Genomic DNA, 19,721 nt, shown 5'->3' with positions numbered 1-19,721 from the left:
GCGCTAATGAAAAACGATATACAGATCAAGAATAAAAGGGCATATTTTGACTACCACATTATTGAAAAATATAATGCCGGACTTGCCCTGCTTGGAACAGAAATAAAAGCCATTAGACAGGGTAAGGCAAACATGTCTGACGCATTCTGTATGTTCATCGGAAATACGCTTTACGTTAGAAATCTTCACATATCAGAATATAGCCATAGTTCTTTCCATCATCACGACATCAAGCGCGATAGGGTATTATTACTCCAAAAAAAGGAATTGCGAAAACTAAAAGTTAAAGGCGAAGAAAAAGGATATACGATTGTGCCGCTTAGAATTTTTACCAATGAAAGGGGATTCGCTAAAATAGAGATCGCACTGGCACAGGGTAAAAAGGAGTTTGACAAACGAGACAGTATTAAAGACAGAGAATCTAAACGCGAAATGGACAGAGCGATGAAGGTATAAATTTACCAGGCCTGATCACCTACCAACGGAACAAATCTAAAAGTATCCAGTTCAATTCGTTCAAAGTCAGAATCACTTACACGAATCACGGTAACCATTTTTTGGGAATGCTCGTCTCCTACCGGGATCACCAAGATCCCTCCGATCTTCAATTGCTTCAATAAGATTTCTGGAACAAAAGGTGCTCCGGCGGTAACAATAATTTTGGCATAAGGTGCATGCTCTGCTATCCCCTTAGATCCATCTCCAAAAAAGAAATGTGCATTGTAGCCCATTCCAGGCAAAACCCTAATGGTATGCCGGTAAATAGATTCCTGACGTTCGATGGTATAAACATTTGCACCAAGTTCCATTAGGATACAAGTCTGGTAGCCAGACCCAGTTCCAATTTCCAATACCTTGTCTCCCCTTTTTATATGCAAAAGCTCACTTTGATAGGCGACAGTATAAGGCTGTGAAATCGTTTGTCCGTCTCCAATTGGAAAGGCAATATCTTTATAAGCCTGGTTCCAGAATGTTTCGTCAAAAAAGAAATGACGCGGAACTTTGCCAATAGCCTTAAGCACATTTTTATCTTCAATTCCTCTTGATGCAAGATGTGCTACCAGCTTTTTTCTTGCTCCCTGTTCTCTATAGTTGTCGATAAACTTATATGCCATTCTATTCCAAAAATAGGTTTTTGAACGATAATTTGGCGATTAATTTACCGGTGCGTGGCTAAAATAATTCTAATCCACACGAAATCAATCCCAATAAATTTAGTAAGGATCTACGTCTACTTGAATATTCACTCCACGGTATTCCTTTTCCGACTGGAATTGCAATATCACTTCTTTCAGTAACGATTTAACCTTTGGCATCGACGTGCTTTTGTCACTTTTAATGATCACCTGTTTGATATAATAATTTCTGATGCGGGACACCAATGGCTGCTCCGGCCCCAGCACCCTATAGCCCAATTGCATTCTCAATGCCGTAGCGAAGGCTTGTGAGGCTGCATTTAACAAATCGGCATCCTTGTGCTTAACATTGATAAAAATAAGCTTAGTAAAAGGCGGGTATTTAAATTGCTTCCGTTCGGCAAGCTCACTTTCATACATTTCCAGGTACTTGTTCTCTATAACCTGACTAATGATCCTATGGTTATCATCGTAGGCCTGAATAATCACTTTGCCTTGCTTATCGCGTCTGCCAGCCCGGCCTGCAACTTGGGCAAGTAGTTGATAACTGCGTTCAAAGGCTCTAAAATCGGGATAATTCAATAAGGTATCCGCGTTAATGACACCGATAAGCGTAACGTTCTCAAAATCTAGACCTTTGGCAACCATTTGCGTACCGATCAAAATATCTGTCTTCTTTTCCTGAAATTCAGTGATGATTTGCTGCAACCCATTTTTTGTCCGCGTACTATCCACATCCAACCTGGCAATTTTTGCTTCAGGAAAAATCAAACTCAGTTCCTCTTCAATCCTTTCTGTACCAAATCCTTTTTGTTCTATGTGTACAGATCCGCAAGCCGGACAAATATTGATACTGCTCTGGTGATATCCGCAATAATGACAGTGCAACTTGCCGCTGGTCTTATGGAATGTTAAACTGACATCACAATTCACGCATTTAGGAGCATATCCACAGGTAGCACAGATTAAAATGGTTGCATATCCTCTGCGATTCTGGAATAATATAACCTGCTCCTTATTTTGGAGTGTCAATTCAATATCTTCTATCAGTTTGCTGGAAAAATAAGAAACCATCTTCTTTCTTTTCGTCTCCTCCGCAATGCTGATTACCTCCTGTAACGGAAGTTCCACACCACCAAAACGTTGGTTTAGTTTTACCAGTCCGTACTTGCCCGTTGTGGCATTGTAATAGCTCTCTATGGACGGCGTAGCAGATCCCAGTACGATCTTAGCGCCGTGCATGTGCCCCATGTAAACTGCAGCATCCCTAGCCTGATAACGCGGTGAGGGGTCATGCTGTTTATAGGAAGATTCGTGTTCTTCATCAACCACAATAAGTTTTAGTTCTTTAAAAGGCAGGAATACGGCAGATCTTGCACCCAGTACCACACGGTACTGTCCATTAAGCACCTTATTCCAAATTTCTACACGCTCATTGTTGTTAAACTTGCTGTGGTATACACCTATGGCATCACCAAAATACCTTTGTATGCGTTCAACAATTTGTGTGGTCAAGGCGATCTCAGGAAGCAAGAACAACACCTGACCACCTTTTTCTATTGCCTGTTCTATTAATTTAATGTAAACCTGGGTTTTCCCCGAGGCGGTTACGCCATGTAAAAGCACGACTTCCTTTTCAAGAAAGGCGTCCTGAATTTCATTTAATGCTTTAGTCTGGGCTTCACTTAATGTGAAATTGAGAATAAAATCATCATTGTTGTCCTGAAGTCTGCTTACTGGTCTTTTAGTAATGGTGAATATTTCTTTGTCAAGTAAAGATTTAAAAGCCCCCGCACCACAATTACTTTCTTCCAAGATTTCCTGTTTGGCGACTATTTGCTGTTGTCTGGCCAGTTTAAGGTAAGCCAATAAAGCATCCAACTGTTTAGGCGCCCGCTCCAGTAAAGTAAACAGTTGCTTCAAGTTCTCTTCATCCTGGTAAAAAGCATTGAGCGATACAAAACTCTTTAGTAAAGGTTTGTATTTCTCTATCACCTCCTCAGCAATGTAAATCATCCCCTTACTTAGTAAAGAATTGACAATGGGGTAAACCGTTTTCTGTCCCAGCAATGCAGATACATCATCAATAGTTAGCCGGGGCCTGCTTCTAAAAGCATTAAGTATAGCTTGCTCTTTTTCTGTAAACGCTTCTTCATCACTCGATGCATCTTCTTTCAATACAATAATTGTTTCGCTGGCCAACTTCAAACCTGCAGGCAGGGCGGCCGACATCACATCTCCTTCGTTACACAAATAGTATCCGGTCATCCAATCCCATAACTGCAATAGCTGTTCTGTAATAATGGGGTGTATATCTATTACGTCAATAATGTATTTGGCCTCATAAACTTCTGGTGCAGTGCTGCTAATGCTTTTGACCAGGGCAGTATAAATTTTGTTTTTACCAAACTGAACAACCACACGCTTACCCACGGCAACTTGATCGTTCAGATCAAAGGGAACCCGGTATATGTAGTTCTTCGCTAATGATAAAGGCAAGATCACCTCTATAAATAGCGTCTCCCTTTCTACAAAATCAGGTTCGTGAAGATCAAGCATTCTTAATTTTTAAAGCACTTAAAAACAGCATCAGCCAACCCAATATGAGCAATAATCCTCCTATAGGTGTAATCGGTCCTATAAAATTCACGAAACTCAAATTGGTGATTGATCTTGTTGCCAGCAGGTATAAAGATCCTGAGAAAAGTACAGTGCCCATAGTAAAAAACCAAAAAGCTAGACTGAGTTGTTTACTGCTTTTCAATTGAGATAGAAACAATAAGGCAAAAGTATGATAAAACTGGTACTCCACTCCTTTGGTCCATATCGTCAGCGCTGCCGGATCAATCAATTGCTTCAATCCATGTGCACCGAAAGCACCCAATACAACAGCTAGGGCGCCAAAAATGGAGGCGGTCAATAATATGCTTCTGTTCATTGCAACAAGCTTTTTTAGAAAGCAAACTTATATAAAATTGTTATTTAACAGGTACTAAAGACAAACAAATTCTCTAAGTTTGTTATAACACACATGAAAAGGATAGTAATCATAATCGCCGTATTATTAATTGCCATCGTTACCATGGCCTATCTCTATTTCACAGGCTTAAAAACGGAGCAAAAAAATAATGACCACAGTTTGTACGCGGTGGCGGGAAACGCCTCACTTATATTTTCCTTTGAAAACGATGCAAGTATCCTGGATATCTTAAGTGGACAAGATTTGCTGCAGGAGATTACAGGCAGCGAGAAATTCGCTCAATTGAAATCGTTAAAAAACAACCTCATTAGTATTCCTGCTCTTGCCAACTTCTTCTCCAGACAAAACGTTTATATCGGACTATACCCCGGAAAAGAAAAGAACCTGGAGCTATTATATAGCACGCAGATCAATAGCGAGCATACCTTTCAGCAGTTATTGCAGGTTGTTAGATCAGCAAAAATAAATGTTACTGAGAACGCTAAAAATCCGGTCAGGATAGAACTGTCCGATAGCGCTGTGTTTTATTTGGCGAATAAGGACAATCTTATATTACTTTCAACCGTACCAGAGTTAGTTAACAACGCTTTAAAAGCTGGCATTGATAAAGAAAATAGGTTCGCGGAGTTCATTAAAGCCAACAGCAGGATTACCAAAAACAGCCTGGCCGAAGTATACGTAAACTTTCTAAAGCTACCAGACATCTTAAAAGTTACAACACCGGGTACGCTAAGTGGAGAATTGAGCCCACTAAACAATCAGGCGGCATATGGAGCTTTAATTTACAATTTCAGCAAAGATAAGATACTGCTAACAGGAACAACAGTAGTCAACGATCCTGCCAGTTACTACAATTTATTCCTCAACTCAAAGCCAAATAAGATCACCATCAACAACATTCTGCCCGAACAAACTGCCAACTACACTACATACTTTATTGAAAATTATCAAACCTATAATAAAGGACTAAAAAACTGGTTTAAAGCAAAAAAAGAAGACAAGGTAGTTGATGCTGGCTTGAGAGCAATAAGCAGCACCTACCATATCGATGTGGAACAATTGATTCCAAAATATTTTAAAGACCAAATGATCACTTTCCAGCTCAGCAATGGAGAAAAAATAGGGGCTATTAATCTAAGCAACGGAGATAAGCTGGAACAGCTATTGATTGACCTGAGCAATCCATTTGATGAAGACATCAAATTGCTTAAAGCAAATAATCTCCTTTATGGATTCTTTGGTGATGCTTTTAAGAAATTTAAAACTCCATACTACACGATATTAGACAACTACCTTATTTTTTCAAATAGTGCGCCCGCACTAAAGATGTACCTGGTCAATTATAGATCTAATCATTTACTGATCAACAAACTTAATTACAGCAACGCGCTCAACCAACTTCCTGGTTCGGCAACCATCAATTTCTATATAGACCTTGAAAATTCATCAGATATTATCCAGCAAAATATTTATTTGCCTTTTTTCAGACACATCTATTCAGATGACGGATTGAAAAGCTATTCTTCCATTGCTTATCAATTGAGTAGCGATAATGGAAAGTTCCTGAGTAATTTCCTGATGACAAAAAAACTTGATAGCCACAGCCCTGATTCTTCTGCAATCCTTCCATAACACACAATTTAAATATTAACTTTATTGCGTTAGTTTTAAATATGTTGAGAAAATACGCAATACTAAGCATACTCCTTTTTTCTTTCAATCATCTGAATGCCCAGCAATACGGTCTATTCAATACCAAAACTATGTTTGATGGTTTTGAGAACCCTGCTCAGAAAACCTTTCTGCTAGACTACTCCAGGAAATTCAGCTCCAACTTCTTTCTACCAAATTTCGGACTCACCGCCTCAACCAAAGGGAACGATGATTTTATGCGGAACCTGGTAAACGGCCGTGTTTACAACGCTAAGAATGTTCCACTTGACGGCAATCAAAACAATACCATCCTGGAAAATTCTAATATCTACATAGCCACGCTTAAGATCTTCCACTCCTATAAATATCAAAAAGAAATTGGGCTGTCCTGGCAGGTAAAAACAGAAGGTCGTGCCGATTATACGAATGAAACTTTGGCTTTGCTGGATAGTTACAGAAGATTCGAGGAAAGCGGATTAACAAACTTCGACAATGCCTTCAATAATAAAGCATTGGTACAAAGTTACCACCAGTTCAGCCTTAGCTATCGCGAAAACTATAATAAGAAGCTGGCATTCGGCGTTAAATTGAGTTTATTAAGTGGAATTAGCTACAACAGGTTAAACATCACAGAATCCAACTTTAATCAGCAAGGCGAAGAAGGAGATATCGCCGTAAAACTTACAGGATACTACAAAGCCAGCTTTTTAAAAGGCGACGAACTGAAAAAAAGAGATTTAGTTCCTTTATTTAAAAACCCTGGAGCCGCCATCACTTTAGGTACCACATATACTGCAAAAAACGGAACAGTGATCATGGCTAATTTAAAAGATTTGGGTGTGATCAGGTGGGGGAAAACTTCCGCTGTTGCCAATTTTAATAAGGTCGTTATGATCAATAATCCGGATACGATGACATCAAAACAAGTGGAGAATAAGATTACAGATGTTGTCCTGTTGAACTCTAGAAGGCAAAGCTTTTACGCGCTTACCAATGCTAAAATAGACTTCTTAATTTCCAGGCCTTATGGATTCTACACGCCGAGTCTAATTGTCTCTAAAAATGTATTTTATAAAGGTGGTGATGTAGCCTTTGTGAACAAATTTGCATACAACGATTTTTCATTGAGTGCTGTCCCTTCCTACAGCATAGACGGGCTAGTGCTTTTCGGTCTGCAGGGGATGTACAAAACACCAAACTTCGAAGTGTTTCTAGGCTCTGATAATGTATTTAAAACCAGTTCACAAGTTAAAGGAATACTAAACAGGGATGAAACCATTGGGAAAGGATATAATGGAATCTCCTACTATATGGGCATCGGGATCAAATTTGGCAATACAGTTGAACATCCTCAGAACAGCAGCACCATGCCAGGCATAAACGATAACCAAACTAGTTTCTTTAAAAGCCTTTTTGGAATCTTCTCCAGGAAAAAATAACTACACCCTTTTTTTAGGTGTGGTCAATACAAAATCCTTCAAATAAAAAGGCTCAAAGTAAGCAAGGTTTTCAAAAACCTTGTTCTCAAAAGCAATGTGGGAAAGTTTACTCATATTTCCGGCTGAGTTATAATTACCTGCTGAAAAAGAGGCGTGTTGACTAGTGATTGAGCTCCTGCATTTCTCTGCGCCATCTCCTATAAATACCACTTCCTGATTCTCCAAAAAGGTCGTAAAGCTATTTTCATCAATAATCTTTGCAGATATTTCGTCTACGTATTCCAAATCAGGATTATAAATCGCTGTAAAGACCTCCATTCTCCTGGCATCAATCATGGGGCAAATCAAGCCTTTATAATCTGGGTGCTGCAATAGATAACCTTGCGCCATCATCTTTAAAGTGTCAATAGCAATCAGCGGCTTATCAAGAGCGAAACAAAATCCTTTTACTGTAGAAACTCCAATCCTCAACCCAGTATAAGATCCAGGACCCTTACTTACAGCTATAGCATCCAAATCGGCGAAACTTACTTTCGCTTGTTTCATCACATCCTGCACAAACAACGTCAAACTTCGGGCATGAATATTATTTTCCTGAAGTTCTTTTATGGCGATGGTATGCCCGTCTTTAGATAAAGCAGCGGAACAAACTTGTGTAGCAGTTTCAATTTGAAGTATTAGCGACATATTGCAAATGTAATGGTTAATTATGGAACTGGATCATGACCATGGCCGCCCCATGGATGGCATCTCCCAATTCGTTTAAGTGTTAGCCAACCTCCTTTAAAAGGTCCATGTTTTTTTATTGCTTCCATTCCGTACTGAGAACAGGTGGGCGTGTACCGACAACTTGCACCAAGTAGAGGCGATAAAAGCCACTGGTAAAGCCTAATAATACCTAGAAACAACCAGCTAAACAGCAGTCTAATTACCTTCATCACCAGAAATATTTACCACCAGCTTTTTCATCACCAAAGCCAGCTTCTTTTCAAAGAATGAAAAATCGTAGATCTTCTTCCCTACAAATTGAATTGATAGCAATACCAATCTGCCTGAAACGGAAATTGATGAATAAAGCTGAAGTTCTTTTTGAAGTCGGTAAGCTTCCCGTGTACGGCGTTTAATCAGGTTACGGTCTACCGCTCTCTTGTAACGCTTTTTCGCCACATTGATAACAACCTGTGCGGGATATGGGTGAATGGCCTCTATGGGCAGATAGGAAACCCGAAAAGGGTATAATAAAAAAGAAGAACCGTCCTTAAATAGCAAGTCTAATAACTTTTTGCTACATAACCGTTCTTCTTTATTGAATGTGTTCATATTTTGATCGCAACCTTGCAGATGTTCTGATCTGCTAACACCTAAAGTGCTGCAATCAAATATTATGCTTTATGACGGCCTTCGCTTGAAACCGTTAATCTTTTTCTTCCTTTTGCACGACGTGAAGCTAATACCCTTCTACCGTTTGCTGTAGCCATTCTTTCGCGGAAGCCATGCTTGTTTCTTCTCTTTCTTTGCGAAGGTTGGAATGTTCTTTTCATAACTGTATTATATCTTAGACTATTTTTTTAATTAAGAGGTGCAAATATAGTGTGATTTTTTTCAAATTGCAAATAGAAATAGAATTTTCTATAAGCCCAGAGCCGCCTTTAATTTTATGTATCCGGTTTTACTTACCGGAAGCCAAATATCTGATTTTAAAAGCACAATGTAGCTGTCCTTCTCCTTAAGCTCAATTTTGGTGACCTGTGCCAGGTTGATAATGTAAGACCTGTGTATCCTAATGAACTGTCCGGAATCAAGTGTCTTCTCAAAAAAGCTCATCGTTTTATTCTTATGGAATATTCCTTCAGTAGTGCTTAGTTTTACATAATCATCATCGGCTTCCAGGTAATGAATATCGGCTACTGGAATGATTTTAATCACCCCATTTTTCTTAACCACTACCCTATTGTGCTGGGCCGGACTCATCGATGCAGATTCCAATAGTTCTTGCGTAGCCACCTCATGCTCTGCATTTAATCTAGGCGGTAGCTTTTGGATAGCCAGGTCAAAACGGCTCTTTTCTATAGGCTTTAGCAGGTAATCCACTGCATTGACCTCAAAAGCTTTAATTGCGTATTCGTCAAACGCTGTAGTAAAAATAACGGCAGGTGGTTTTTCAACCAGCTCAAGCATCTCAAAACCGTTAATTTTGGGCATCTGTATGTCAAGAAATATAAAATCAGGCTGATGTTGGGTAATTGCCTTCAATCCTTCAAAGCCATCACTGCATTCTGCAACAACCTCAATATCCGGGAAACTGCTTAAATAGTGTTTAACAATATCCCTGGCTAGTGATTCATCATCAATTAGTATGGTTCTTATCATTATTTTGAGGTATTTTAAGCGTTGTTATAAATAAATTATCTGATGTTGCATTTGTTTGCAGCAGTTGCTCATCTGCAAACAATAAATACAATCTTCTCTTAATGGCGGTTAATCCAAATCCGGTACCGCCGGTTGCTTTCATTTCCGGGTCATATGGGTTTTGCACCTTTATCACCAATACACCGTGTTCAACTTTTACGTGCATAGCGATGGTTATAGGGACAGAGGTATTGTAAAGTCCAAACTTGATCGCATTTTCTACTATAGGTTGTAATAGCGTTCCTGGCAAGCACATGCTGAGGCTATCTTCATCAATTTTAACGTCAATGTTTAAGCGGTGACTAAACCTTACCTTTTCAATATCTAGGTAAAGTTGTATGTACTCCATCTCTTCCGCAACATTTACCCAAACCTCATCATCACGTTTCAAAGTTCCTCTTAAAAAGGCAGCCAGCTTGGTAATCATAGTCCCTGCTTCTTTAGGATTCACAATGGTGAGGGCATAGACAGAGTTTAAACTATTAAATAAAAAATGCGGTTGCAATTGATGTCTTAATTTATTCAATTCCGCTTCTTTTGATAAGTTCTGTGCCGTCAACAGGCGGTCTTGCGTGGCAGATTGTTCCTCTAACCTATACCATAAGATATTGGCAAGGGCACACCAGGCCAAAAATACAAACATGATAATGAACCTGATAATGACAGACAAGTCCAAAAAACTCTGGTAGGTGAGATCATCAGCAAATAACATATTTAGCGCTACTTTGCTCACTACAGTAATGATCAGTCCTAGCATTAAGGTTAGCACCAGTACAAATAGGATCGTCTCGTTCTTAGGCTGATAATACCCGAGTAAATTACTAAGAATAATACAGCCAACAGCCAATAGCCCATTGGTAATCAAGCTATCAGAAACCGAGATTAAAAGGGTAAAATTGAGCGAGTAGTAAAATAAAAAAACAAAAATTGCTACCCATACCAAAAATATGATGGTAGCAATTTGTTGTATTTTACCTACTGATAAGGGTCTTGTTGTCAACGCCTGTCAATTAAAAATTCCTGATATCAACTCCTCCAAACAAGGCTACACCTTTAATAATCAATATTTTTGCTGGCGCATCGCTATTAATTGGTGCAACGCCTCTTTTGTCATCCATTCCACCAAATATGGCGGTAACTTCTGATTTGATTTGCCATCCAGGAGGCACAATAATTTTTACCCCTCCAAATAATGCAACCACATCAAGTGTAATGGTATCTTCAAAATCAGATTGAGTAAGATTGATATCACAACCACCGAAAATCGCTATAACATCACCACCTTTAAATTTCTTAGAGAATACGTTTTGGTGACTTCCTCCAAATACATTGACAGAATCAAGGATATCGTTATCTTCTTTATCCGTGTTCACATAACCGGGACCAGCTTCTTCAGAAGTATTAATATGACTGAAATCTGCAGTCTTGTTCTTATCACATCTTTCTTTCCAGCGTTTCTTGTAGCTTTCTTTAGGCTTAAAAATCAGCCAGGTTCCCAAAACCATAAAACCGATGGCAACATAATACTTAGAAAAGTTATAGTCGATGGCCTTATCCAACGTTAGAAAACCGCCAACCATAACCATAATCAACCAACCTATCCCATTAAAATTACGCTTATAACCAACCAACAGTCCGATAACTACAAACAACATCGGCCAACTTATAATCCAGGTTGGGATGTCCAAACCTATATTCCTTAAAAAATAAACTAATCCTATTCCTAAAACGACCAACCCGGTCCATATTCTGCTCGAGCTGTTATTATTAAACTTTTCCATATTCCTGGTTCTAAATATATCCTTTTATCCTTAATTTCTTAAACGGTACAAAAGATTTACCTTTCCTGTACTCGTTTGTTTAATCAAATGTATACAGAAGTTGTTCCGTGATATACAGTAGTAATCCATGCAGCAGTGAATAGTCGGTAAATCCCTCCATTTAATCGGTAAAAAAAATTGTGTTAATTTGAACATGAAAAATCTTTTGCTGTTGTTGCTCGCAATTCTTCCTGTTTTGGGCATCGCCCAGGCAGATCACTACAAAATATACAATGTGAAGCAAAGCAAACTGATTACGATGACGGACCTTGTCAACGACATGAAAAACATAAATGTGCTATTTTTTGGAGAGGAACATAATGATTCCGTTGGGCACTGGCTAGAGGCAGAAATTTTCAAGCAAATGTATGCCGCATATCCAAAAATCGGATTATCAATGGAAATGTTCTCTACAGATGTTCAAGGGGTTATCGATGAATATCTTGAAGGTTACATAACAGAAAAGAATTTTATCAAAGAGGCCAGGGCCTGGAACAATTACAACGACTACAAACCGCTGGTTGAATTTGCAAAAACGAACCACCTAAGCGTAATTGGTGGCAATGCTGCTACTAGATATAGTAATATGGTCACGAAAACAGGTTTAGCAGGCTTAGAAGCATTACCAAAAGTTTCCAAAAGATTTTTACCTCCATTACCAATAGACACAGCCACCGGGGATTATTACAATAAATTCGTAGAATTAATGGGTGGGCATGGTATGGGTAACATGAAAGTCTACCAAACTCAGAACTTGTGGGATGCAACTATGGCTTGGTCTATCGCTAAATTTCTAAAAAGCAATAAGGGAACGAAAATCTTGCAACTCAATGGCAGGTTCCATAGCGACTACCATTTGGGTACTTTTGCAAAGTTACAGCAACAACTACCAAAAATTAAGTCGGCCAATATTTCCTGCTTTTATGCTGATGATTTCTCAAATCCAAATTGGGAGAAATATAAAAGCCAGGGCGATTACATTATTGTAACCGACCCGGCTGTAAAAAGGTCGTATTAGTTCTTTGCTTTTAATACATCTCTAATCTCTGTCAACAAGATCTCCTCCTTAGAAGGTGCTGGCGGTGCAGATGGGGCCGCGGCTTCTTTACGTTTTAGCGCATTAATGCCCTTAACCAACATAAACACGACTAAAGCCAGCAAAAAAAAGTTGATGGCCACAGTAATAAAATTACCATAAGCAAAGATGGCAGTTTCAGGTATTTCCTTCGCCGCTGCTAAAGTAGTTCCTTTAGGCACCTCTCCTTTCAATACTAGATATTTGTCGCTAAAGTCTTGCTGACCAATTACTGCAGACACAATAGGCATTACCAAATCCTTAACAACGCTGTCTATTATCTTTCCAAATGCAGCACCAATGATTACCCCAACAGCGAGGTCCATTACGTTACCTTTTATGGCAAACTCTTTAAATTCCTTAACAAAACCCATAGTATTATAATTTATGTTCAACCTAAAACTAGGAAATTATTCGAAAATTAGATAATCTTAGCGTATTCTTTATCAACATGTATTTTTTTTATCAGCTGATGTAGCGTTTAAATCAGTTACTACGTATTCCTTATAAAACTTAAAACAAGATGAAAAACATTATTATTTTAGCCATTATCACCCTATTATTTAGCTGCAAAAAAGAAAATGAGGATATGCAGCCAGAAAATCTCTTAGGAAAATGGGAAGTACGGTCTATTTTAGGGGTACAAGTAGCTGGAGCTCCATCACAATTTGCAAAAGGAAATGGAAGCATAATAGAGTTTTCAGCAACAAACTATAAAAGAATAGAAGGCGGAAAAGTCATTACAGAAGGTACCTACACAATTGTTGATGCTACCGCCGATATAGATGGAAATAAATATGAAAAAAGGATCTTGTTTGATGATGAAAAAGACTGGAGGGTATTTATCAAATTCTCGGGAAAACAACTCCTAATCTGCAATGGATCTATCGCATCCGATGGAAGTACTGTAACTTACGAGAAACTGTAGTTGCAGCTGACTACTTCAACCACCTTACTACATTAGTGCTCTGCGCCAAATTAGACAACTCATCCTTCAAAATTGTATGCTCCCCATCTAATGGAGCATACAATTCAAGGCTAGATTGCAGTAACTTATCTTCGTTCAAGGCCATCGCTTCAGATAAATTCATGCCCGACCGGTAAAACAACCAGTTCTTTGCAGACAGTCCTCTGCCTTTTCTATACCCTGCATAAAGTGCTTTGATCAACAGCTTTTCATAAGTACTTCCCTCTTTTACGCCATCGCAATAAAGTACAGTCTCTCCTCTGGCATAATAATGCGTCAAGGTAATTTTATGCCATTTACCATCATCTATTTTAGTACTTCCTTGTATAACTTGATTTACAGCAGATTTATAGGCGAGAAGTCCTTTTCGATTTACAGCTAGACTACCAAAATTACCGCTACTATCAGCCAATTGCAAAACTTGTCCCTTACCAGTAGTTTTTATAGTGATACTAGTTGTAAATGCATGCAAAGCATTGTCCGGTTTAAAATAAAGCAGTTTTTTATTGTTCTTATCCCAGGTGATTGAAGAGGCTTCTATAAATTTAGGTTGGCGTTTGCCTAAGGCCAAAGCGTCAAATAGCGAAGGCACAATAGCATAACTCATTTCGGCATGACCAGCATCATTTGGATGACCTTCGTTAAACCAGTAATTAGGAGCCCATTTACCAGTTCCATCATCAACTGCTCCTAACAAATTTACTGATGGTACATTAAGTGAGTTAATCCAGAGATTTAACTGTTTAACATAATAATAATCAGCCTCATTAAAATCGTTACGAGTATAACAGTTGGTCAGCACAGGCACATAACCACTGTCGCGGGCCATCGAAATCAGTTTGGACATGTTAGTTTTGAACTGATCAAATCTTGGTTTACCAACCTCATGGATTCCTTCATTACCTAATGATAACGCGATCACCACATATTTAGCCTTCTGCGGAACCAGATCGCGCTCCCAACGTGCCATTACCTTTATTGTATTATCGCCACCTATAGATTTATTTACAGGCATCCAAGCCTTGCCCGTGCCATCTGAGGCACGTTGTCTTAACAACCTGGTATATATCGAGGTATAACCAAAATCCTTGGTAGCACCAGTGCCATATGGTACGGATGAACCAAGATACACGATCTTTAACGTATCTAAAGATTTGTTGAACCTGCTGGTATCTGCCACGCAAAAATTTGCCCGGGAAACAAATGCTATACCGCTTACTAAACTGGCTATCAGGACAAAAATTCTAACTGATCTCATATCATTAATATATCATGCAATATAAAGCATATTAGAATTAATCGGTTTCAAAACTAGAAAAACTGCTATATATTCAAGATTGAACTTCTGCTCTCGGCCTTCTTTCGTTGGGCATCCCAGACCTAAGTTTTAAGGTATTCCTACGCTTATTCATTTTTAACATTTTAAGTTCCTTTATTCTGGTTATCCTAGCATGGTAACGTAGAATAATTAAGGACCACAACAAACTGGCCAGCATGTACCATACCCCATCATTTGCAATCGCAATCGCTAATAGTACCACATTGATAGCCACCATTGCCCAAAGTGCATACCATTTTATAGACTTATTATTTAACATATCTATAGTTTTCATCAAGAATTGATCTTCGTTATTAAATTAAAAAACCTGTAACCATTTATAGCAGTTAGAATTACCAGCTGTACTTATCTGCTGAAACATGCGTGTGAAATCACAGCAAATAATCAAGCATTTGAAATGGATTAAGAAGTTGTTATTAAAACCCCAGGCCAGGATTATCTTTTTTTAAAGGCTTGGGGCCAGATTATCAAAATCCTTAAAAGACGGGATATAGAATAATCGACTGCAGATTGCAGGGGTTAAGGATGCGATATGTTTACAAACATTTTTCAATACAATCAAATGTAAGTTTTAAACTTGAGAAGGTCAAGTCTTCATTTTTTCACTTCCTTTGCAAACAAATCCTTTTCTGATGGAAAAATTCCCTGTCACTAGTTCAACCCTTTCTGCCCACCAACTGGGAGCATTTGTGGCAGGCAAATACGGAATGTTTGGATTTGTTTCCTGTAAATTATTAAAAACAGGTATTAACCATAGTTATTTGATTGAGCAGCTAAACGGTAAGTTTGTTTTCAGGATATACAGCTTAAACTGGCGCAGCGATATAGAGATAAATGAAGAAATACGATTACTCAACTTGTTAAAAGATAGGGGTATATCAATTTCTTACCCAATACAGGATTTGGATCAAAACTACATCCAATATTTAGATGCACCTGAAGGAACCCGACAAGGTGTATTGTTCTCATTTGCTGAAGGGGAAAAACAATTTAATTTCTCAGCCGACCTGCATTTTAAAGTGGGTGAGACCATGGCGAAAATCCATCAATCTACCAAAAATTTAAAGCTGGAAAGGGTTACGTACATTCCGAAAGTTGTTTTGGAAGATCCATTTTTGCAGCTAAACAAGTTTCTTCCTGCAGAATCAGAGGAGATGGCTTGGATGTTATATGCACAGCAATACCTTTTACAGGAAATTAACAGAGCAGATACCACACAATTACGTTCAGGAGCTGTTCATCTGGACATATGGTTTGACAACATGAACATCACCAAAGATGGACAGGTAACGATCTTTGATTTTGACTTTTTTGGGAATGGCTGGCTTTGTTACGACATCGCTTATTACATTTTGCAACTACATAGTACTGAAAAGGATATTAATGCGAGGGATTCGAAAATCGAAGCCTTCCTGAAGGGTTATGAATCAGTGAATGAGCTAACCGCTGAAGAACAGCGAATGTTGCCAATTCTTGGTGTAAGCCTTTATTTCTTTTACTTGGGCATACAATGCCAGCGATATGATAATTGGTCAAATGTGTTCCTCAATGAAACTTATTTAAAAAGATTTATCAACCTATTGGTAAAGAAGTACTTCGAAGAAAACGTAACTCAGAGCTTGCTGTAATATACCAGCAGGTCATTTCTAATCTGCTGGTAAATTGATTTATTAAATTTCTGCTATAAAAGGTGCTTCCTTTTTGTAACCATCTTCAGCTATTACGCGCGCGATAAACGCTGCGATATTTGCAGCACTGATTTTATTTCCAAGACAATCCAGCAAGCTAACATTTACCTCACTTATTGCATCAGTAAACATGATCATCGGCACTCTTACTAAAGTCCAGTCCACATTGCTATCTACAAGCAACCTGTAAGCATTTTGCCTGTCTTCCTGAATTTCAGGGTAATTTGCCTTCATCCAATTCGTAGCCATTACAGTTTCGGGTCCCTTTTTATCGAGGGGCGCATCAATGTTTAAACCGGCAAGCACCACATATCTATTTAACTGGTATTTGCGCATTGCAGATAGCACATTAGCTGTAGTACTGGCAGCAACCATAGGGTCACCAGGTCGCTGACCAACAGTATTCACTACGCAATCGGAGTTATTAATTAATCGATCAATAGCTCCCGGATCAGTGGAATCGCCAATAACGATTTCTAATTTAGAGCTCTCCAACTCAAATGCTTTAGGATTACGAAGAAGGACTTTTATAGAATAACCTTGTTTAAGGAATTTGCTAACGAGGAATTTACCTGTTCTGCCGCCCCCACCAATAAGGGCAATTGTATTTATTTTATGCATTACGTCTAAAAAAAAATGATAATATTAAACTACAACCTTAACAGTCGTTAAAGTTTTTCCGCCCTCATTGTATTGAGGGGCAGTCATGATTAATATTATTAGACGATTTTAATAATACGAAGATACGAAAATGGGATGCATTATTACACAGTATTCTTTGTGTAACCAACAATTAACGCAATATCACTTACCATTATCACAAACACCAGCTTAACTAAATAAATCCCATCTCAACCTTAGACCATCCACCTATTTTCAGTTACAATAGTCTTGTCTAAAGAAAATTAATACTTAAATAAAATGATGAGAATTTCAAAAATCACCCCTCAATTTTGATAGCGGAGTATTTTTTGGGTTTCAAACCAATGTACTTTTCAAACACTCTCGAAAAGTGACTTAAATTGGTAAATCCCAAGTTGTAGCCAACTTCAGAAACCGATAAGCGCTTATTTTTTAATAACCTAGCAGCCTCATTCATCCGCATCGATTGATAGTAATTAAAAACACCCTTTCCAAATGTTTGCTTAAAAAGCTTGCGCATTTTTGGTTCACTCATTCCAGCTTCTCTGGCCAAAGACGCAATATCAGGAGGAATATGCAAGTCAGATTGCAATCTCGACTTTATCGCATAAATTGCCTTGATATCTGCTATGTGCATTCCGCTTGTCGGCGTTTCATCGCGTTGCGCCAATAGGGAGAAAATATAACATAGCAACTCCTCACACTTCAATTTGTAAAAATGACGTTCTATACTTTCAGGTATTGGTTGAGTTAGCATCTCATTGGCCGTCCGCACCATTTCTGCTGAAATCACCGCTTCATATACAAATTGCTCGGTGGACCGTAGAATACTCTGCACAACAGGATGAAGCATCGTACCGAAAACTTGTTGCAGATATTGCCGGGAAACCGCAATGGTAATACTTCTAAATGACGTGTTTGAAGGCATAGTTATCAAAGAAGAAGCTGCATGTCTGCAAATCATTACGCTGGCTTGCTCGTGCATCAGATCTGAATTGCCTGACAATGGGGATGAAAAAATGCCGCTTAATAGAAATACAATATAATCTTGCCCTTCTGCGAGTTCGTTTGTTCTGTCTACAAGGATCTCTTCATTTAAATAGTAATTTCGAACCAACATCCGCAAGTCGGTACCCCAGGTGAACCCGGTGATATAACCCCCTCCTTTGCTTTTTGGAATTCGGAAATAGCGCCCCTCCACGCTTGCGCCAATTGCCCGGGCAAATTCGGCCATTATGCCAGTTCCCTGTCTATCTGTAACTGATATTTTCATTTATATTGATAACCTTTTATGTTCATTTACGACTATTTTCATATCAATTCTAGCTATTTTAATTGTAAAAGCTGCCATACGTTTGTAATCATAAAAGAAAGAAGTTATGTTATTACTAAATAAATCAGTTGCAATAATAGGTGGTGGACCAGGCGGGTTGACGCTGGCCAGACTGCTACAATTAAAAGGGGCAAATATTCAAGTTTACGAAAGAGATGAAAACAGGGATGTTAGGGTACAGGGCGCAACGCTAGACCTCCATTTTGAATCGGGATTGCTGGCATTAAAACAGGCCGGCTTAATGGATGCTTTTAAAGCTGCCTACAGGCCAAATGCAGATAAGCTTCGGGTAGTTGATGAGCATGCTCATATTTTCCTGGATGAACATTGTGAAACGGCCAAAGGTGATTTTGGAGACGAATGGTTTAGACCGGAAATTGACCGCGGACCGCTAAGAGAGCTATTATTAGATTCTTTGCGACCAAATACCGTTATTTGGGACAGTCATATCGTTTTAATAGAAAAGCTTGACGATGCATGGAAAATACACTTTCAAAATGGCAACACAGTTACTGCGGATATTATAATTGGAGCGGATGGAGCGCGGTCAAAAATTCGTCCGTTTGTTACGCCCATCAAACCTTTTTACTCAGGCGTAACCGTCTTGGAAGGGCACATTGATAATCCTGAAGTAAATGCTCCAAATGTCAATAACCTCTTAAAAGGTGGTAAGATTATGGCTTTAGGTGATTCAAAAACATTATCTGTTAGTGCCAAAGGCGACGGTAGCCTGGATTTTTATCTGGGTTGGAATGCTGACGCAAACTGGGCTGCGAATAGCAATATAGATTTCAAAAATACTGAAGAAATCCTAAAATGGTTTAAAACGGCCTACGACAAGTGGGATAGCATTTGGCTTGAACTTTTCAAAGGGGATAACATTGTTTTTACCCCAAGGCCTCAATATTGTATGCCCCTTGATCAAAAATGGGAAGCAAGTTCCAATATTACATTGATTGGTGATGCAGCCCATGTAATGCCCCCATATGCCGGCGAAGGCGTAAATATGGCCATGCTTGACGCTTTACAATTGAGCGAAAGTTTAACAAATGAAGGTTTTGCTGATCTGAAATCTGCTATTACACACTACGAAGATGAAATGCTTGGAAGATTTGCAGAAGTTGGTGCTGACACATTGAATAACACGGAATTTATGCACTCGCCTGATGGACTAAGGAAATTACTGGAGATGTTTGGGCAAGGAGCTCAATAAGCCTCAATACCTATCTAAAATTTTACT

Annotated in this window: 22 protein-coding genes; 7 read left to right on the top strand and 15 right to left on the bottom strand. The window is 38.7% G+C overall.

All coding sequences use genetic code 11. The features are described 5' to 3' along the window. The first annotated feature begins 6 nt into the window (after positions 1 to 6). Positions 7 to 456: an SsrA-binding protein SmpB gene (gene smpB, locus ACXZ1K_RS09115; protein ID WP_457288172.1), complete on the top strand. Its 450-nt coding sequence runs from the start codon at positions 7 to 9 to the stop codon at positions 454 to 456. Between the two features lie 2 nt (positions 457 to 458). Here smpB and ACXZ1K_RS09110 read toward each other — a convergent pair whose 3' ends face one another. The 3 genes from ACXZ1K_RS09110 to ACXZ1K_RS09100 form a co-directional block, all read right to left on the bottom strand. Further along, the gene (locus tag ACXZ1K_RS09110; protein ID WP_458973073.1) at positions 459 to 1,115 is read right to left on the bottom strand and encodes a protein-L-isoaspartate(D-aspartate) O-methyltransferase; all 657 of its coding nucleotides are present in this window, start codon (positions 1,113 to 1,115) and stop codon (positions 459 to 461) included. 99 nt (positions 1,116 to 1,214) lie between these two features. Next, complete coding sequence (priA, locus tag ACXZ1K_RS09105) at positions 1,215 to 3,695, bottom strand: replication restart helicase PriA (RefSeq protein WP_458973072.1); 2,481 nt, start codon at positions 3,693 to 3,695, stop codon at positions 1,215 to 1,217. Next, entirely contained in the window at positions 3,688 to 4,074 is a 387-nt protein-coding gene (locus ACXZ1K_RS09100) for a DUF423 domain-containing protein (RefSeq protein WP_458973071.1), read from the bottom strand. Before ACXZ1K_RS09100 ends, priA begins: the two co-directional genes overlap by 8 nt. Before the next feature lie 93 nt (positions 4,075 to 4,167). Between ACXZ1K_RS09100 and ACXZ1K_RS09095 the strand changes: the two genes are divergently transcribed. Next, entirely contained in the window at positions 4,168 to 5,748 is a 1,581-nt protein-coding gene (locus ACXZ1K_RS09095; RefSeq protein WP_458973070.1) for a hypothetical protein, read from the top strand. 41 nt (positions 5,749 to 5,789) lie between these two features. Next, positions 5,790 to 7,208 (top strand): DUF5723 family protein, encoded by a 1,419-nt coding sequence (locus ACXZ1K_RS09090; protein ID WP_458973069.1) that lies wholly within the window; start codon positions 5,790 to 5,792, stop codon positions 7,206 to 7,208. On the opposite strand, the gene tsaB is transcribed toward ACXZ1K_RS09090, so the two are convergent. The 7 genes from tsaB to ACXZ1K_RS09055 all read right to left on the bottom strand — a co-directional run bounded on the left by tsaB (position 7,209) and on the right by ACXZ1K_RS09055 (position 11,398). Continuing rightward, positions 7,209 to 7,895 (bottom strand): tRNA (adenosine(37)-N6)-threonylcarbamoyltransferase complex dimerization subunit type 1 TsaB, encoded by a 687-nt coding sequence (gene tsaB, locus ACXZ1K_RS09085; RefSeq protein ID WP_458973068.1) that lies wholly within the window; start codon positions 7,893 to 7,895, stop codon positions 7,209 to 7,211. It lies immediately after the preceding gene. Positions 7,896 to 7,915: 20 nt separating this feature from the next. Beyond that, complete coding sequence (gene yidD, locus ACXZ1K_RS09080; RefSeq protein WP_458973067.1) at positions 7,916 to 8,146, bottom strand: membrane protein insertion efficiency factor YidD; 231 nt, start codon at positions 8,144 to 8,146, stop codon at positions 7,916 to 7,918. After that, on the bottom strand, positions 8,133 to 8,528 hold the full coding sequence (locus tag ACXZ1K_RS09075; protein ID WP_458973066.1) for a ribonuclease P protein component: 396 nt from the start codon (positions 8,526 to 8,528) through the stop codon (positions 8,133 to 8,135). The genes yidD and ACXZ1K_RS09075 overlap by 14 nt, the downstream gene beginning before the upstream one ends. A gap of 62 nt (positions 8,529 to 8,590) precedes the next feature. Further along, a complete protein-coding gene (gene rpmH / locus ACXZ1K_RS09070) occupies positions 8,591 to 8,749 on the bottom strand; it encodes a 50S ribosomal protein L34 (protein WP_015807371.1) in 159 nt (52 codons plus the stop codon). Positions 8,750 to 8,837: 88 nt separating this feature from the next. Further along, on the bottom strand, positions 8,838 to 9,578 hold the full coding sequence (locus ACXZ1K_RS09065) for a LytR/AlgR family response regulator transcription factor (protein WP_458973065.1): 741 nt from the start codon (positions 9,576 to 9,578) through the stop codon (positions 8,838 to 8,840). Beyond that, positions 9,556 to 10,617, bottom strand: coding sequence for a sensor histidine kinase (locus ACXZ1K_RS09060; RefSeq protein WP_458973064.1), 1,062 nt, complete (start codon positions 10,615 to 10,617; stop codon positions 9,556 to 9,558). The genes ACXZ1K_RS09065 and ACXZ1K_RS09060 overlap by 23 nt, the downstream gene beginning before the upstream one ends. Before the next feature lie 10 nt (positions 10,618 to 10,627). Continuing rightward, positions 10,628 to 11,398 (bottom strand): LiaF transmembrane domain-containing protein, encoded by a 771-nt coding sequence (locus tag ACXZ1K_RS09055; RefSeq protein ID WP_458973063.1) that lies wholly within the window; start codon positions 11,396 to 11,398, stop codon positions 10,628 to 10,630. A gap of 193 nt (positions 11,399 to 11,591) precedes the next feature. Between ACXZ1K_RS09055 and ACXZ1K_RS09050 the strand changes: the two genes are divergently transcribed. After that, positions 11,592 to 12,455 (top strand): ChaN family lipoprotein, encoded by an 864-nt coding sequence (locus tag ACXZ1K_RS09050; protein WP_458973062.1) that lies wholly within the window; start codon positions 11,592 to 11,594, stop codon positions 12,453 to 12,455. Here ACXZ1K_RS09050 and mscL read toward each other — a convergent pair. Next, positions 12,452 to 12,886 carry a large conductance mechanosensitive channel protein MscL gene (mscL, locus tag ACXZ1K_RS09045; RefSeq protein ID WP_458973061.1) on the bottom strand — a complete coding sequence of 145 codons (435 nt, stop codon included), beginning with the start codon at positions 12,884 to 12,886 and terminating at the stop codon, positions 12,452 to 12,454. The genes ACXZ1K_RS09050 and mscL overlap by 4 nt on opposite strands. A gap of 149 nt (positions 12,887 to 13,035) precedes the next feature. On the opposite strand from mscL, the gene ACXZ1K_RS09040 reads away from it, so the two are divergent. Further along, positions 13,036 to 13,440 (top strand): hypothetical protein, encoded by a 405-nt coding sequence (locus ACXZ1K_RS09040; protein ID WP_458973060.1) that lies wholly within the window; start codon positions 13,036 to 13,038, stop codon positions 13,438 to 13,440. A gap of 10 nt (positions 13,441 to 13,450) precedes the next feature. Here ACXZ1K_RS09040 and ACXZ1K_RS09035 read toward each other — a convergent pair whose 3' ends face one another. Both ACXZ1K_RS09035 and ACXZ1K_RS09030 read right to left on the bottom strand, forming a co-directional pair. Beyond that, positions 13,451 to 14,737, bottom strand: a complete 1,287-nt coding sequence (locus ACXZ1K_RS09035; RefSeq protein WP_458973059.1) for an SGNH/GDSL hydrolase family protein — start codon at positions 14,735 to 14,737, stop codon at positions 13,451 to 13,453. A gap of 73 nt (positions 14,738 to 14,810) precedes the next feature. Beyond that, positions 14,811 to 15,092 (bottom strand): hypothetical protein, encoded by a 282-nt coding sequence (locus ACXZ1K_RS09030; RefSeq protein WP_458973058.1) that lies wholly within the window; start codon positions 15,090 to 15,092, stop codon positions 14,811 to 14,813. Between the two features lie 358 nt (positions 15,093 to 15,450). On the opposite strand from ACXZ1K_RS09030, the gene ACXZ1K_RS09025 reads away from it, so the two are divergent. Further along, entirely contained in the window at positions 15,451 to 16,446 is a 996-nt protein-coding gene (locus ACXZ1K_RS09025; RefSeq protein WP_458973057.1) for a phosphotransferase enzyme family protein, read from the top strand. Positions 16,447 to 16,488: 42 nt separating this feature from the next. Here ACXZ1K_RS09025 and ACXZ1K_RS09020 read toward each other — a convergent pair whose 3' ends face one another. After that, positions 16,489 to 17,127 carry an NAD(P)-dependent oxidoreductase gene (locus tag ACXZ1K_RS09020; protein ID WP_458973056.1) on the bottom strand — a complete coding sequence of 213 codons (639 nt, stop codon included), beginning with the start codon at positions 17,125 to 17,127 and terminating at the stop codon, positions 16,489 to 16,491. A 319-nt stretch (positions 17,128 to 17,446) separates the two neighbouring features. Continuing rightward, positions 17,447 to 18,421 (bottom strand): helix-turn-helix transcriptional regulator, encoded by a 975-nt coding sequence (locus tag ACXZ1K_RS09015; RefSeq protein WP_458973055.1) that lies wholly within the window; start codon positions 18,419 to 18,421, stop codon positions 17,447 to 17,449. 106 nt (positions 18,422 to 18,527) lie between these two features. Here ACXZ1K_RS09015 and ACXZ1K_RS09010 point away from each other — a divergent pair, with 106 nt between their 5' ends. Continuing rightward, positions 18,528 to 19,694 (top strand): FAD-dependent oxidoreductase, encoded by a 1,167-nt coding sequence (locus ACXZ1K_RS09010; RefSeq protein ID WP_458973054.1) that lies wholly within the window; start codon positions 18,528 to 18,530, stop codon positions 19,692 to 19,694. Positions 19,695 to 19,721: the final 27 nt, after the last annotated feature.

It is taken from the genome of Pedobacter jaeyakensis, assembly GCF_054461315.1.
The sequence above is the reverse complement of the archived record's forward strand: the minus strand, read 5'-3'. Positions and strand labels throughout refer to the sequence as shown.

Bases quoted from the DNA above. Each gene is read 5' to 3' on its own strand.
- smpB (WP_457288172.1), top strand. From the start codon at position 7: ATGAAAAACGATATACAGATCAAGAATAAAAGGGCATATTTTGACTAC.
- ACXZ1K_RS09110 (WP_458973073.1), bottom strand. From the start codon at position 1,115: ATGGCATATAAGTTTATCGACAACTATAGAGAACAGGGAGCAAGAAAA.
- priA (WP_458973072.1), bottom strand. From the start codon at position 3,695: ATGCTTGATCTTCACGAACCTGATTTTGTAGAAAGGGAGACGCTATTT.
- ACXZ1K_RS09100 (WP_458973071.1), bottom strand. From the start codon at position 4,074: ATGAACAGAAGCATATTATTGACCGCCTCCATTTTTGGCGCCCTAGCT.
- ACXZ1K_RS09095 (WP_458973070.1), top strand. From the start codon at position 4,168: ATGAAAAGGATAGTAATCATAATCGCCGTATTATTAATTGCCATCGTT.
- ACXZ1K_RS09090 (WP_458973069.1), top strand. From the start codon at position 5,790: ATGTTGAGAAAATACGCAATACTAAGCATACTCCTTTTTTCTTTCAAT.
- tsaB (WP_458973068.1), bottom strand. From the start codon at position 7,895: ATGTCGCTAATACTTCAAATTGAAACTGCTACACAAGTTTGTTCCGCT.
- yidD (WP_458973067.1), bottom strand. From the start codon at position 8,146: ATGAAGGTAATTAGACTGCTGTTTAGCTGGTTGTTTCTAGGTATTATT.
- ACXZ1K_RS09075 (WP_458973066.1), bottom strand. From the start codon at position 8,528: ATGAACACATTCAATAAAGAAGAACGGTTATGTAGCAAAAAGTTATTA.
- rpmH (WP_015807371.1), bottom strand. From the start codon at position 8,749: ATGAAAAGAACATTCCAACCTTCGCAAAGAAAGAGAAGAAACAAGCAT.
- ACXZ1K_RS09065 (WP_458973065.1), bottom strand. From the start codon at position 9,578: ATGATAAGAACCATACTAATTGATGATGAATCACTAGCCAGGGATATT.
- ACXZ1K_RS09055 (WP_458973063.1), bottom strand. From the start codon at position 11,398: ATGGAAAAGTTTAATAATAACAGCTCGAGCAGAATATGGACCGGGTTG.
- ACXZ1K_RS09050 (WP_458973062.1), top strand. From the start codon at position 11,592: ATGAAAAATCTTTTGCTGTTGTTGCTCGCAATTCTTCCTGTTTTGGGC.
- mscL (WP_458973061.1), bottom strand. From the start codon at position 12,886: ATGGGTTTTGTTAAGGAATTTAAAGAGTTTGCCATAAAAGGTAACGTA.
- ACXZ1K_RS09040 (WP_458973060.1), top strand. From the start codon at position 13,036: ATGAAAAACATTATTATTTTAGCCATTATCACCCTATTATTTAGCTGC.
- ACXZ1K_RS09035 (WP_458973059.1), bottom strand. From the start codon at position 14,737: ATGAGATCAGTTAGAATTTTTGTCCTGATAGCCAGTTTAGTAAGCGGT.
- ACXZ1K_RS09030 (WP_458973058.1), bottom strand. From the start codon at position 15,092: ATGAAAACTATAGATATGTTAAATAATAAGTCTATAAAATGGTATGCA.
- ACXZ1K_RS09025 (WP_458973057.1), top strand. From the start codon at position 15,451: ATGGAAAAATTCCCTGTCACTAGTTCAACCCTTTCTGCCCACCAACTG.
- ACXZ1K_RS09020 (WP_458973056.1), bottom strand. From the start codon at position 17,127: ATGCATAAAATAAATACAATTGCCCTTATTGGTGGGGGCGGCAGAACA.
- ACXZ1K_RS09015 (WP_458973055.1), bottom strand. From the start codon at position 18,421: ATGAAAATATCAGTTACAGATAGACAGGGAACTGGCATAATGGCCGAA.
- ACXZ1K_RS09010 (WP_458973054.1), top strand. From the start codon at position 18,528: ATGTTATTACTAAATAAATCAGTTGCAATAATAGGTGGTGGACCAGGC.